Annotated in this window: 13 protein-coding genes and 1 riboswitch; of the genes, 7 read left to right on the top strand and 6 right to left on the bottom strand. The window is 62.0% G+C overall.

Going from position 1 to position 13,141, the window contains the following annotated elements; genetic code table 11:
- Positions 1-85: 85 nt before the first annotated feature.
- Positions 86-1,258: a CD0519/CD1768 family membrane protein gene (locus BN1128_RS09640; RefSeq protein ID WP_042868072.1), complete on the top strand. Its 1,173-nt coding sequence runs from the start codon at positions 86-88 to the stop codon at positions 1,256-1,258.
- Positions 1,259-1,319: 61 nt separating this feature from the next.
- Here the strand turns inward: BN1128_RS09640 and BN1128_RS09645 are convergent, their stop codons facing one another.
- Entirely contained in the window at positions 1,320-2,333 is a 1,014-nt protein-coding gene (locus tag BN1128_RS09645) for a chemotaxis protein (protein ID WP_042868074.1), read from the bottom strand.
- Between the two features lie 208 nt (positions 2,334-2,541).
- Here BN1128_RS09645 and BN1128_RS09650 point away from each other — a divergent pair, with 208 nt between their 5' ends.
- Positions 2,542-3,261 (top strand): SDR family NAD(P)-dependent oxidoreductase, encoded by a 720-nt coding sequence (locus BN1128_RS09650; protein WP_042868075.1) that lies wholly within the window; start codon positions 2,542-2,544, stop codon positions 3,259-3,261.
- Here BN1128_RS09650 and BN1128_RS09655 read toward each other — a convergent pair.
- A complete protein-coding gene (locus BN1128_RS09655; protein WP_042868077.1) occupies positions 3,248-5,314 on the bottom strand; it encodes a tRNA(Met) cytidine acetyltransferase TmcA in 2,067 nt (688 codons plus the stop codon). The two genes, BN1128_RS09650 and BN1128_RS09655, sit on opposite strands and share 14 nt — an antisense overlap.
- Positions 5,311-5,625: an HlyU family transcriptional regulator gene (locus BN1128_RS09660; protein ID WP_042868079.1), complete on the bottom strand. Its 315-nt coding sequence runs from the start codon at positions 5,623-5,625 to the stop codon at positions 5,311-5,313. The genes BN1128_RS09655 and BN1128_RS09660 overlap by 4 nt, the downstream gene beginning before the upstream one ends.
- Before the next feature lie 137 nt (positions 5,626-5,762).
- Here BN1128_RS09660 and BN1128_RS09665 point away from each other — a divergent pair, with 137 nt between their 5' ends.
- From BN1128_RS09665 to BN1128_RS09680, 4 genes are all read left to right on the top strand, one after another.
- Positions 5,763-5,969, top strand: coding sequence for a bacterioferritin-associated ferredoxin (locus tag BN1128_RS09665; RefSeq protein ID WP_042868081.1), 207 nt, complete (start codon positions 5,763-5,765; stop codon positions 5,967-5,969).
- 145 nt (positions 5,970-6,114) lie between these two features.
- Entirely contained in the window at positions 6,115-6,594 is a 480-nt protein-coding gene (gene bfr, locus BN1128_RS09670; protein WP_005314068.1) for a bacterioferritin, read from the top strand.
- Positions 6,595-6,797: 203 nt separating this feature from the next.
- Positions 6,798-8,903 carry a DUF885 domain-containing protein gene (locus BN1128_RS09675; protein WP_042868083.1) on the top strand — a complete coding sequence of 702 codons (2,106 nt, stop codon included), beginning with the start codon at positions 6,798-6,800 and terminating at the stop codon, positions 8,901-8,903.
- 88 nt (positions 8,904-8,991) lie between these two features.
- Entirely contained in the window at positions 8,992-9,450 is a 459-nt protein-coding gene (locus BN1128_RS09680) for a methylglyoxal synthase (RefSeq protein WP_042868085.1), read from the top strand.
- 114 nt (positions 9,451-9,564) lie between these two features.
- Here BN1128_RS09680 and BN1128_RS09685 read toward each other — a convergent pair whose 3' ends face one another.
- Positions 9,565-10,152: a superinfection exclusion B family protein gene (locus BN1128_RS09685; RefSeq protein ID WP_042868087.1), complete on the bottom strand. Its 588-nt coding sequence runs from the start codon at positions 10,150-10,152 to the stop codon at positions 9,565-9,567.
- Positions 10,153-10,356: 204 nt separating this feature from the next.
- Positions 10,357-10,464: riboswitch (yybP-ykoY riboswitch) on the top strand.
- 88 nt (positions 10,465-10,552) lie between these two features.
- On the opposite strand from BN1128_RS09685, the gene BN1128_RS09690 reads away from it, so the two are divergent.
- The gene (locus BN1128_RS09690) at positions 10,553-11,539 is read left to right on the top strand and encodes a sodium:calcium antiporter (protein ID WP_042868089.1); all 987 of its coding nucleotides are present in this window, start codon (positions 10,553-10,555) and stop codon (positions 11,537-11,539) included.
- A 95-nt stretch (positions 11,540-11,634) separates the two neighbouring features.
- Here BN1128_RS09690 and ansB read toward each other — a convergent pair whose 3' ends face one another.
- Both ansB and BN1128_RS09700 read right to left on the bottom strand, forming a co-directional pair.
- A complete protein-coding gene (gene ansB / locus BN1128_RS09695; RefSeq protein ID WP_042868091.1) occupies positions 11,635-12,693 on the bottom strand; it encodes an L-asparaginase 2 in 1,059 nt (352 codons plus the stop codon).
- A 131-nt stretch (positions 12,694-12,824) separates the two neighbouring features.
- Complete coding sequence (locus BN1128_RS09700) at positions 12,825-13,019, bottom strand: heavy-metal-associated domain-containing protein (RefSeq protein WP_042868093.1); 195 nt, start codon at positions 13,017-13,019, stop codon at positions 12,825-12,827.
- Positions 13,020-13,141: the final 122 nt, after the last annotated feature.

The following is a 13,141-nucleotide window of genomic DNA, read 5'->3' on the forward strand; positions in this document are numbered from 1 at the left end:
AGCCCTTGTCGCAAGACAAGGGCTCCTGCTTTATGGGTGCCATAACAACAATACTCACCACACAGCGACAGACTTCAGGATTGGTATGGAAAATCAAGTAGTTAAAGATTCTCGCCAGAGTGTCACCTCCCTTCGCAGCTGGCTGGAGCCGGTACTGGTGCTGGCCATCCTCGGCAGCCTGTTTGGTTACCTCGGCAGCCAGATGGGGCTCTCCGCCCTGGTCAATACCCTGTTCAACACCGCCCATCAGCTGTTGCTCAATACGGTGCTCTTCATCATGGGCATTACCGTATTGTCGGGGGCGCTGAGTCAGCTGCTCAGCGAGTTCGGGGTGATCCGCCTGCTGGAGGTGCTGCTGGCGCCTTTGATGAAGCCCATCTTCCGCCTGCCTGGGCGCACCGCCCTGGCGGCCCTGATGACCTTCTTCTCCGACAATCCGGCGGTGATCAGCCTCGCCAAGGACAGCCGCTTTCGCAAGGGCTTCACCCCTTGGCAGCTGGTCTCGCTCACCAACTTCGGCACCGCCTTCGGCATGGGGCTGATCGTGGTGACCTTCATGGCCACCCTGCAACTGCCGAGCGGGGAATCCACCGCCAGTGCAGCCCTGATTGGTCTGCTCGGCGCCCTCATCGGCTCTGTGGTCTCGACCCGGCTGATGCAGCGCATGATCCGCCCGCTGGTGGGGGAAACCCTGATTGATGACGAGGCCGTGAGCGTGGGCGCCAAGCCGGGTCTGAGTCAGGAAGCGGCCCCCACCTGGCTGCGGGTGCTCAATGCCCTGCTCGATGGCGGCAAGTCCGGGGTGGAGCTGGGGATGGCGGTGATCCCCGGGGTGCTCATCATCAGCACCTTTGTGATGCTGCTGACCTTCGGCCCGGGCGAGCAGGGTTACAGTGGCGAGGCCTTCCAGGGGGTGGCGCTGCTGCCCGTGCTGGCGGCCAAGGTGGGCTGGCTGTTCGAGCTGTTGTTCGGCTTCACCCATGCCGAGCTGGTGGCCTTCCCCGTGACCTCGCTGGGGGCGGTCGGGGCAGCCATGTCGCTGGTACCCCCCTTCATCGGCAAGGGCTGGATCACTGGCAACGAGGTGGCGGTGTTCACCGCCATGGGCATGTGCTGGAGCGGTTTTCTCAGCACTCATACCGCCATGCTGGATGCGCTCGGCTATCGTCATCTCACCTCCCGCGCCATAGTGGCCCACACCATAGGTGGCCTGTGCGCCGGGGTGGCGGCCCATCAGCTCTACCTCTGGCTGGGGTGAGGTAACAATCAGCAAAAGGGCGCCGAGGCGCCCTTTTGCTTGTGTGGCCGTGTCGACGGCCTTACAGATTGCCTGGTTTGGGGATGGGGATGCCGAGCAGGAAGTTGTCCATCATGCCGACCATGCGCCCCAGCTCGGGTTTGGTGATGGTGTCGTTGGCCCCCAGCTGCAGCGCCTTCTGGCGGTTGTCATCACTCATCAGCGACGAGAACATGACGATGGGGGTGGTCTTGAAGGCAGGGGTATCCCGCAGCCGTTTGAGCAGGTGCATGCCGTCCATGCGGGGCATCTCGACGTCTGTGATGATGCCGCTGACGAACTCGGCCACCGGGATCTTCTCCTCCTGCGACAGGCGGTCGAACTCCATCAGCATCTCCAGCCCATCCCCCCCATCCTTGGCGGTCACCACGTTGTAGCCCGCGGTGCGCAACGTGGTCTCTATCATCTTGCGGATGAAGGCGGAGTCGTCGACCACCAGCACCGTCTTGGCCTGGCGCAGTGCCATCATGCGATCGTCTATGATGACCTTGCGATCCTGGGTCACATCGTACTTCTCCATGCTCAGCTCTGGGTTGATATCGGCGATGATCTTCTCGAAGTCGAGGATCATGATGAGGTTGCCATCCCGCCTGACCACGGCCACCACGCAATCATTCTCGCCCGCCTCCAGAAACTGGCTGGGGGACTCCACATCCTCCCAGGATACCCGGTGGATCCTGCTGACGCTGTCGATGAGGAAGCCGTTCGCCATCTTGTTGAAGTCGGTGACTATGACCACCTTGTTGTTGGGGTCCGGGTTGGTCTTGATGCCAAGCCAACCTGCGAGATCCACCAGCGGGATCAGCCGCTCGCGCAGGGAGAATACACCCACCATGTGGCGTTGGGCGTTGGGGTAGTCTGTGGTCTCAGGTACCCGGATCACCTCGCGCACCTTGGCGACGTTGATGCCGTAATAGGCGATCTTTTCCCTGCCATCAGGTAGCTGCTTCTTGAGGTGAAATTCGATGATCTCGAGCTCGTTGGTACCGCTCTCGGTCAGGATGGATTTACGCTCTTCCCCGTCTTTGGACATCATGGCGACTCTCGTGCTTCTGGTTGCGCTGGCAGCACCGGCTGCGGTTTTCCCTCAGTATAGGAATGGATCCGCCCACACTGGGGAGATCCACACAAGATGGCCCACATAACTGCTTGATCCGGCAGACAGGAAGGCGCGTAACAGCTTAACAGGGAAAGAAAGAGGTGATGGAGAAGGGCATCACACTCACCGCAAACAGGAGCCGAACATGAATGAGGGCGTAGTGGTGATAGGAGCCGGGGGCGCTATAGGTCAGGCGCTGGTGGCCCGCTGGCTGGCGACAGGGGCCGGTTCCGTCATGGCGGTCAGCCGGCAGCCGGCCCCCGCCTCGCGTGATGATCCCCGCCTGCATTGGCTGGCTTGTGATTACAGCGATCAGCAGATGGCTGACGTGGTGGCTCGTATCGCCACTCTGGCCCCGAGACTGCATCGGCTGGTGATCTGCAACGGCATCCTGCATCAGGGGGAGATCAAGCCGGAAAAGCGGCTGGAAGCGCTCGATGTCGAAGCCATGACTCGCCTCTACCAGACCAATGCCTTGCTGCCGCTGCGCTGGATCAACCAGCTGCTCCCGCTGCTTGGCGCCTCGCCCTGCACCCTGGCGGTGCTCAGCGCACGGGTCGGCAGCATAGGCGACAATCGGGCGGGGGGCTGGTATGGCTATCGCGCCTCCAAGGCGGCCCTCAATATGTTGCTCAAGTGCGCCGCCATCGAACTCGCCCGGCGAGCCCCGGGCGTCAAGCTGCTGGCGTTTCATCCGGGTACAGTGGATACCCCGCTCTCGCGCCCGTTTCACGCCAATGTGCCAGCCGGCAGCTTGCAGACGCCAGAGCAGGTAGCTCGCCATCTGGTGAGTCTGATGGATCGGCTGATGCCTGACGGCGAACTCAGCTATCTCGATTGGCGAGGTGAGCCTATCGAGTGGTAGGCGTATCCAGCTGGCGAGCCAGCAGGGTGCGCAGCGCCTTGATGATGGCCGGCTTGCCCGCCAGTTGCAGCCGATTGGCCAGATGCCCCCAGTCCGCATATTGCCAGATGGTGGCGATCAGCAGCTGACGATCGCTTGGCGTCAGGCAGGCCAGTCGTGGCAGATTGCCGGCCAGCCAGCGCTGCAGGCTGGCTTGGCACAGCTCGAACGGCTTGTGGTGATGGGCGAAGCAATCAAGCTCAGCCTGTTCAAACTCATCCAGCTCAGGCATGGTCAGCTCTTGTCCCTTCACACATTGCCACACCAGTTCGGGATCCAGCTCTTTCAACTCCCCGGCCAGCAGAGTCGGTAGCTGTTGTACGAAGCGCTGGCGCCACCGGGCTAGCTCGGCCTCCCACTCGGGTTTCAGCGCCTTGAGCAGCAGGGCTGCATGGCTGCCGCTGGCGGCATCCCGCTGCAAACCGATGCGCAGTGTCACCAGCCCGGCGTTGCGCCAGAAGGGCAACAAGTCGGCGCTGGCCGAGAAAGCGGAGCCCAGATAATCGAGCCCTTCCTCCCGGTAGTAGTCCTCCAGCTGGCCGAGCAGTCGTGAGCCGAGCCCGTGGCGATGCAGCGCCGGGTGGATGGCGATGCGCATTACCCTGGCGTAGCTGCGCGCCCCTGCCGTCTTGAAACCGGCGTGGGCCAGCAGGGACTGGGGTAGCAGATGGCCGCGCGGGCGCCGTCGGCCAGCCCAGATCTGCTCGGCTAGTTCGGGAGCTATGTTGCCCTCCCGTGCCACCAGCGCCACCCCGAGCAGACTCTGCTCCTGCTCCAGCAGGTGGATGTCGAGATCCGGGCTCTCCAGCAGAGATCTGAGGTCGCTCGGCGTGGTCTGGTAGTGGGCCAGCACCAGCAGGCCGAATACTTGATTCAGCAGTGCCTCATCGGCGGCCAGCGTCCCTTGCCCGATCAGCCGCCAGCTCGGGTTGGTCGGCGGTTGGGGAGCATCCACCTCGGCATTGAGACCCAGCAGGCGGAAGATAAGCGGTTCAAGCGGATCGCGGGTACTCCAGCGGATCGGCTCGGCCAGGTGGATCTCCTGCCAATCCGGCGTCTTGCTGTCAAGCACTCGCTTGAAACGCAGGTGAAAACCGCGTCCCGTACCCTCGTAGCCGTGTTCCGTGGTGGCGAAGATGATACGGCTGTGGCGGGCCAGCATGGCCTCCAGCAGCGGCGTGGGGATGGCAGCGGCTTCGTCCACCAGCAACAGATCGGATTGCAGGGCTTCTTGCACCAGCCGGGCCGGTGAGCAGAACTCGAGGCCAACCAGCCGTTCCACCTCTGTATCCAGCGACTGTGCCGCGTGAGCAAACAGGGTGGCAACCGTGGCCTGGGAAGGGGCCGTCACCACTATCTTGAGGTCGGGTTGCTGGCGCAGCAGCTCGGCGGCGGCAAGGCCCAGCAGGCTGCTCTTGCCGCGTCCCCGATCGGCGCTCAGCACCAGAGGGCGGCGACGATGGCCGTGCAACACCCTGTGAATGGCGGGCAGGGCTGCGGCCTGATCATGACTCAGCCGCCGCTGCGCGCCTATCGGCAGCCAGGGCTCGGGGCTGGTGGGCGGGAGCAGGGAGAGCGCAGGATCGCCTGCCAGCAGGTGCACCAGCCGGGCGATGAAGCCGTGGCCAGCCCGTTCAACCTCTTCTGGCCGGGCTACCAGCCGTACCCTGTCCGGATCCGGATACTCGGGCCATTGCGCCGTGGGAGGCGTCAGCAGCAGCAGCAGGCCGCCCGCCCGCAGTGTGCCCGCCAGCGCACCGAAGGCGTCGGGATGAAAGCCGCTGAAAGCGTTGAAGACCAAGGTATCGCACTCCTGACCGAGCCGTTGCAGCGCCTTGGCGGCGGGAACGGGCCCATGGCAGGCCGGACCTTCTCCTAGCCAATAGATGACGCCGCCCAGCAGCGCTTCGGCACGGGCGATGCAATCGGCCTCGTCCCCTTCCAGCCAGATCAGTCGCCGCTCGCCAGCATGGGTAAGGGCCTGGCGCAGGGCGTTCACCTCGGCAGGGCTCATGAGGCTGAACTGTCGCCCGCTTTGACGCGGGGTTCAAACATGCGATCCCCCATCTGATCGATGAAGGTGTGCGCCTTCTGCACCATGAAGCGCTCCGCGTCGGCCGGATTGGCGAACAGATCGGAGCGGATGAAGATGTGGGTCTGCAGCATGCCATCCATCTCTTTGGTGATGCGGCCCGCCAACCGGTACTGGCCCCCTTCCGCCATGGGCTCGGGGTAGATGAGATAACCGGCGTATTCAGTGGGAGTCACCTCAACGACAGGGGCTGGCTTGCTTGCGAACAGGGCAGTGAACAGTTTCTTGAGCATGATGTTTTCCTCTGTGACGAGACATTGTCACCAAGGGGTTGATGGCTGGCAAGCAGGGGATCTTATTACTAATTGTTATTTGCACTACGAACCATTCTCATTTAGATTTCATGGCATTCCAGCATGAGGTAAACACTATGTACGTCTGTTTGTGCCGCGGCATCACAGATACCCAGATCCGCAAGGCGGTACAGGCAGGCAAGACCGAGTTTCGTCAGCTCAAGCAGTCGCTGGAGGTGGGGGCCCAGTGTGGCAAGTGTGTGCGCATGACCATGGAGATCATCGCAGCCGAACTCGACAAGGCCGAGCTGGAACAGGCGCCGCTCTACTACGAGGTGGCCTGACCTGGACCGATTTTTTTCTGACTCGACCCGCCAACAGGGTCACCCTTCCTCTCAGGCGAGCTGGCTCGCCAGACCTATTGTTGTCACTTTTCTGAACTAAGCTCTAACGATCGAGGCCTCAGGCACGAACCAAGGAGCACTGTCGATGAAAGGAGATCCCAAGATCATTGCCCACCTCAACAAGGTGCTGGCCAATGAGCTGATTGCCATCAACCAATACTTCCTGCACGCCCGCATCTACGATGACTGGGGCCTCAAGGCGCTCGGGCACAAGGAGTATCACGAGTCCATCGATGAGATGAAGCACGCCGACGAGCTGGTCAAACGGGTGTTGTTTCTGGAAGGGCTGCCCAACTTGCAGGATCTGGGCAAGCTGCGCATCGGTGAAACGGTGGAGGAGATGCTGCGCTGTGATTTGTCGCTGGAGATGGATGCCATCCCGGATCTGAAAGTGGCCATCGCCTACGCCGAGTCGGTGCAGGACTACATCAGTCGCGATCTGTTCCAGGACATTCTGGAAGATGAGGAGGAGCACGTGGACTGGCTGGAGACCCAGCTCGATCTCATCGATCGCATCGGGCTGGAGAACTACCAGCAGTCCCAGCTGCATCACGGCTCATCCTGAATAGTTATGGCATGAAAAGCCGATTCAAAAACCCGCTCAGGCGGGTTTTTTCATGTCCGGCTGCATAGCTTTTCATCGTCGCCATCTGTATGAAAAACAAGCTTATTTTTGTTAATCAGGTCGCAAAAATGCGGGCGGGAGAGATGCACTATTGGAGCCCCTTATCGGGGGCACACAATAACAACAGGTTAAAGGACTACACCATGCACTTCTTGCCCAACAAGCTGGCGCTTGCCTGCGCCATCGCACTCTCCCTCGCTGCCTGCAACGACAACAGCTCCAACGCGCCGGCGGATCCCGCCGCGACCAAGGCTTCCCTGATGCAAACCATGGACGAGGCCCTGCGCGAGAGTCAGGCGCTGGATCCCTACGGTTTTGCCATTGATGCGTCCAGCACTGCCAAACGCAAGGCGCTCGACAGTGCGCTGCTCGCCCGGCTGGACGCCCTGGACCCGAGCGTGCTGAGCGAGCGGGACCGGTTGTTCTACGACATGATCCGCTGGGATCTGCAGATCAATCTGGCGGGCTACGAGCTGCCCCAGTCCCAGATCCCGATCCACCACTTCCGCAACCGGGTGGTGGAGCTGGCCGATGACGTGGGGGCTGCGCCCGCCAGCGGCAAGGCCGCCCGCACCGTCGAGCGCGGCTTCGACTATTTCGAGCAGAGCTCGGCCGAGCGGGTCGCGCCGGGGGATGCTGCCTGGCGGCGCGACCTCGATCGCCCGGCCGCCGCACCGGTTCCGGCGGGCAAGGCGAGGGCCACCACCGCGCCACTGACCTGGTATCAGGAGCACCTCACCTGGCTCAAGGCCTATGACGGCTACCTTGCGGAGGTGAAGCACCAGTTCGAACTGGGCAGCGCCCAGGGTAACACCCTGCCGGACGAGCTGGTGGACCGGCTGCTGGCCCAGCTCAACAGCAAGCTGGATGGGGAGGCGATCGCCGGCGCCTACCTCGGCTGGCAGCAGCTGCCGGGAGAGGCGGACGAGGCGCTGCGTAGCGAGTACAAGGGGGTGCTGGACAGCATCAACGGCCGCTACCTGGCGCTGCGCGACTACCTGGATTACCAGCACGGCGGCGCCTATGCGGTGCGCCTTGGCAGCGGCGAGTGCGACGACGGTTTCTGCGGCATGACCAACGGGCGCGACTGGTATCGCTGGCTGCTGAAGAAGCACACCACCACCGACATGACGCCGGAGCAGGTGCATGCGCTGGGGCTGAGCGAGGTGGAGCGGATCTTCGGCGCCATGGTCAAGGTGTGCCATACCGTCGGCAAGTGTGACAGCGACGACGTGAGCCAGAGCAAGCAAAGCGGCCAGATCTACGCCTTCTTCCGCTATTTGAACGAGCCGGCCTTCTTCTATCAGAACCCGCTGGCGGTCTGGTCGGCCGGCCTCAACCCGGACAATGCAGCCGGGGCGACCCTGAGCGGGCCACAGCAGAAGGCGCTGGCCGAACACGAGCGGGCACTGCGGGAGTACAACGCCTTCAAGAGCAAGGCTGCGCTGGTGCTGCCGGACTTCTTCGATGCCGAGCGCACCATTCCCAAGCTGGATTACGAGGTGGTGCCCGTCTCCTATGCGGATGCGCCATACGGCGGGGTGGCCTGGTATCAGGACGGCAACCCGCAGACCGGTCGCAAGGGGCAGTTCTTCCTCAACACCTACTACCCCTATGGTCTGCAGAGCTGGAACATCAGTACCCTGCTGGCCCACGAGGCAGCGCCGGGCCACCACTTCCAGATCACCATCGCCCAGGAGCTGGCCGCCAAGGATCCCGACTTCCCGCAGTACGTGGCGAACGCCTCCTACACCGCCTATGCGGAGGGCTGGGCGCTCTACACCGAATACCTGGCGGATCACGACATGGGGCTCTATCAGGGGCGCGGTCTCTATGATCCGGCGGTGGGGGACGTGAAGGTCGAGGGATCGTCCGCCTTCAACAACCAGCTGCAGTACTTCGGTCGCCTCAACGAGGAGATGCTGAGGGCCATGCGGCTGGTGGTGGATACCGGTATCCACTGGTATGGCTGGAGCCACGACCAGGCCGTCAACTACATGAAGGAGAACTCGGCGCTGGGGGCGGGGGACATCAGCTCCGAAGTGCCGCGCTACATGGCCTACACCGGCCAGGCGACCTCCTACAAGGCAGGCCAGCTGGCGCTGATCCGGATGCGGGAGTCGGCCGAGCAGGCGCTGGGCGGAGGCTTCGACCTCAAGGCGTTCCACCACCATGTGCTGGAATACGGCATGTTGCCCATCTCGGTGCTGGAGCAGAAGAACAAGCAGTGGATTGAACAGTCGAAGTGATCACAGTTACGGCGCCCGGCAAGGCAACGGGCGCCGCTTTCGATTAGGATACGGCTCTATTCAAACAACACTGCTACGGATGATGTCCATGGAACAGATCGCCCGTGAGATGGCGGCCCACAAGCGAGTGGCGCTGGTGGCTCACGACAACATGAAGACCCCCCTGCTGAACTGGGTGATGCGGCGCAAGGAGGAGCTCAAGCTCCACCACCTCTACGCCACCGGCACCACCGGCACCATGCTCGGCAAGCAGGCACAGCTGCCTATCACCTGTCTCTTCTCCGGCCCCATGGGGGGCGACCAGCAGCTTGGCGCCCTGATCGCCGAGGGCAAGATCGACGTGCTGATCTTCTTCTGGGATCCCCTCAATGCGGTGCCCCACGATCCAGACGTGAAGGCGCTGCTGCGCCTGGCGGCCGTGTGGAACATACCGGTTGCCACCAACGAGGCCACCGCGGATTTCATCATGGACAGCCCTCACATGCAGCAGGCGTTCAGCGTGCAGATCCCGGATTATGCTGGCTATTTGAAGGCCAGAACCGAATAAGGGCAGATCCATCACTCTGTGCTGGTTACTTGAAAGCCAGAACCGAATGTAAACAAAGCAGATAGCAAAGAGCCGGACACAGTCCGGCTCTTTTATTTGAAGGATGGCAGCAAGTTAGCGCTGGAAGCCCTTCTGGGCGAACTTGGGTCTGGCGCTCATGATCTGCTCCACCTGCTCGTCGCTCATCTTGCCACGGGAGAGGCCAAGCACCTTGTAGGTGAGCAGCGGCCGCGCCGGCAGCGCTATCATCAGCGCCCGGATCTGGTTCTCGTCCTCTTTCTCCCGCACCGGCTTGCCGTAGGCGTAGGTGAGTACGCCGGCATCCATCAGGTTTTTGACGGCAGGCTCGGTGATCGGCAAGTTTATGACGCTTTTGCGTTGCAGCACGAACTCGCGCAGCACCGCCTTCTCGTTGAAATCGAGGAAGGCGATCATCTGGGCCAGCTGATCCTGTTGGCGGCGGGATTGCCATTCGTCACAGGCCCACTCCCAGGCGATCAGGAAGCCTTGACTGCAGAAGTAGGAGATGGCGATCAGCATGCCGACCCCGAGCCAGGCGGCGTGGGTCGTGGCCCACTGGCTGACGGCACCCTTCATCAGGCCGGCCGGAAACAGCAATATGATGCTGCAGCAGAGTAGCAACCAGACCATGAGCCAGTTGAGGCGGTTCAGTTGATAGAAATGTTGGATCCACCGTTTCATCGTTCATCCTTCCCAAACTATTGTGGACAGTAGACAACTCATAGCAATCGTTGTGCCAAGGCGTGGATGCCGGGGGAAAGAGTGGGGATCCGGACGGAGAAACCGAGGGCGCTGACCGAAGGGAGCGTTACATTCCCTTACAACTTATTGAGCGGATGATCATTAATTTACCTTGTGAGGCGGCCGCCGGTTTGGTAAAAAGCCCGCACTGTCATTGGGGAGTAGCAACCCGCCCGTGATCCGGGCAGGGCTCATGTCAACATTCTTGGATCTGCCGATCCATGGCATGAGCGGCGATAGCATCTATCGCTCTGCAAGACCTTTGGCCTCGATACGCAAGCCAGCCGGGCGAGCCGTATCGGGTCCATCGGTTGTTCTGCTCGCCTGGCGGTTGCCTATTATGTTGATCACCCTGCTGTTATTTCTGCTCTCTGCCGTCACCATCTACCTGGCCTGCGAATATTTCGTCAACGGTGTCGAATGGACTGGCCATCACTTCAAATTCTCCCAGAGTGCCACCGGCTCCCTGCTGGCTGCCCTCGGCACAGCCTTGCCCGAATGCATCGTCACCCTGACCGCGCTGTTGATGGGGGATGCCCCCGCCCAGCAGCAGATTGGGATAGGCGCTGCCCTCGGTGGCCCCCTGGTGCTTTCCACCATAGGCTATGCCGCCGTCGGCGTGACCCTGCTGCTGTGCATGAGCCGTGAGCACAGGGTCATAGATGGCGAGGTACAGCGCGAGATAGGCCGGGATCAGGCCTGGTTTGTCGGTATCTTCCTGGTGGCGGTGGCCCTCGGCATGGTGGCCTTCACCGGCAAAACCTGGCTGGCCCCGCTGTTCGTGCTGGTTTATCTGGTCTATGTGCGGCGCGAGCTGAAACAGACCGACAGCCACGAGGTCGAGTTGCCAGAGCCCCTCAAGCTGGATCCCAAGGCCGAGATCCCGGCGCTCGGCAAGGTGCTGCTGCAAACCCTGGTGGCGCTGGTGGTGGTGGCGCTGGCGGCCCAGGTGTTCGTTCATCAGCTGGAGAGCATGGGCGAGCTGTTCGGCCTCTCTCCCGTGCTGGCGGCCCTGCTGCTGAGCCCGGTGGCGACCGAGATGCCGGAGCTGATGAACGTGCTGATCTGGGTGCGTCAGGGCAAGAACCGGCTGGCGCTGGCCAACATCTCCGGCGCCATGATGATCCAGGGCACCATTCCCAAGGCATTCTGCCTGCTGTTTACCCCCTGGTTGCTCGACAGCACCATGATGGTCTCTTCGCTGGTGACCCTGCTGGCGGTGGTTCTGCTGTGGTGGGGCTTCAGCCGTGGGCGGATGACGGCGGGCAGGCTGGCCTGCGTGGGACTGGTGTACCTGGGTTTCTGCGGTTGGCTGATGGTGAGCTGATGGCGCGCGCTATGTGAAGATGACGCCATGAGCAAGGGCAGGATCCGATCCTGCCCTTTTTTCATGGGTTTACGTTAGCGGGCTGAGCCCCGGGATCAGAACTGCTGGAACCAGCGCTGGATCTGGGCCGGATCCTTGCTCTGGGTCAGGGAGAGCATCAGCAGGATGCGCGCCTTCTGCGGGTTCAGGGTGCCGGCGGCCACGAAGCCGTACTTGGCGTCGTCGATCTCGGCATCCAGGGTGGTGGCGCCGGTCGGCACGCGGGCGGAGCGCACCACGCGGATGCCATCCTTGCTCGCCTTGGCCAGGGTGTCGAACAGGGTGTGGTAGAGGTTGCCGTTGCCCACCCCGGCGCTGACGATGCCGTCAAACTTGGCATCCACCATGGCCTTGGCCGGCAGATCGGTGGCGTTGGCATAGTTGTAGACGATGCCCACTTGCGGCAGCTTGTCGAGCTTGCTCACATCGAACGGCGTCTTGCTGGTGTGCAGGCGGGCCGGGCTGCGCTGGTAGTCGATCTTGCCATTGTGGATGTAACCCAGCGGGCCGAAGTTGGGGGCGGCAAAGGTCTGCACCCCTGTGGTGTTGGTCTTGGTGACGTCGCGGGCATCCAGCACTGTGTCGTTCATGGCGACCATGACACCACGGCCCTTGGAGCTGGGGTCGGATGCGGTAACCACGGCGTTATACAGATTCAGCGGGCCATCGGCACTCATGGCGGTGGAGGGGCGCATGGCGCCGACCAGCACCACCGGCTTGTCGCTCTTGACGGTGAGGTTGAGGAAGTAGGCGGTCTCTTCCATGGTGTCGGTGCCGTGGGTGATGACGATGCCGTCCACGTCATCCTTGGCTAGCAGCTCGTTGACCCGCTTGGCCAGCTTGAGCCACACCTCGTCGTTCATGTCCTGGGATCCTATCTTGACCACCTGCTCGCCCTGCACGTCGGCCACGTTCTTCATCTCGGGCACGGCGGCGATCAGGGTCTCGATGGCCACCTTGCCCGCTTCATAGTTGGACTGGGTGGCGGACTGTCCCGCACCGGCTATGGTGCCACCGGTCGCCAGGATATGAACCTGCGGCAGGGCCATGGCCATGGGGGAGAGGGTCAGGCCAACAACGGCGGCGAGCAGTGTCTTGCGGATAGGGAGAGTCATGCTGCAAATCCTTCTGAGTGATAAAAATTGCAGCAAGTTTGCGCTTTCTGTTGAGGGGGTCTGTGATGACTCTCACCAAAAAACAGCTGGATACAGAACCTTAACCTGTTTTATACCTCTATAGAGATAATTTAACTTGCCGAGAAACCCTTGGCTTCAATCAGGGCGATCAGCTCCGCCTTGCTCAGTTCGCTCTCGACGACGGCCTTGCTGCTGGCAAAATCCACCTGGGCCTGGGTCACTGCACTCTGGGCCAGCAGGGCTTTTTGCAGGCTGGCGGCGCAGCCACCACAGGACATGCCGGACACTGTGAGTTCGATGGTCATGGGATATCTCCTCTGTTGATGTGAGGTCAGCCTAAAGCTGCCGCCCGCGGCAAGGTCAAGCCTTGCCGGACTGGCCAACGGCAGCCTCACTCAGCCCATCAGCCCCAGGTAGTTCATCAGGG

Source organism: Aeromonas piscicola, from assembly GCF_000820005.1.
In the GTDB taxonomy this organism is placed as follows: domain Bacteria; phylum Pseudomonadota; class Gammaproteobacteria; order Enterobacterales; family Aeromonadaceae; genus Aeromonas; species Aeromonas piscicola.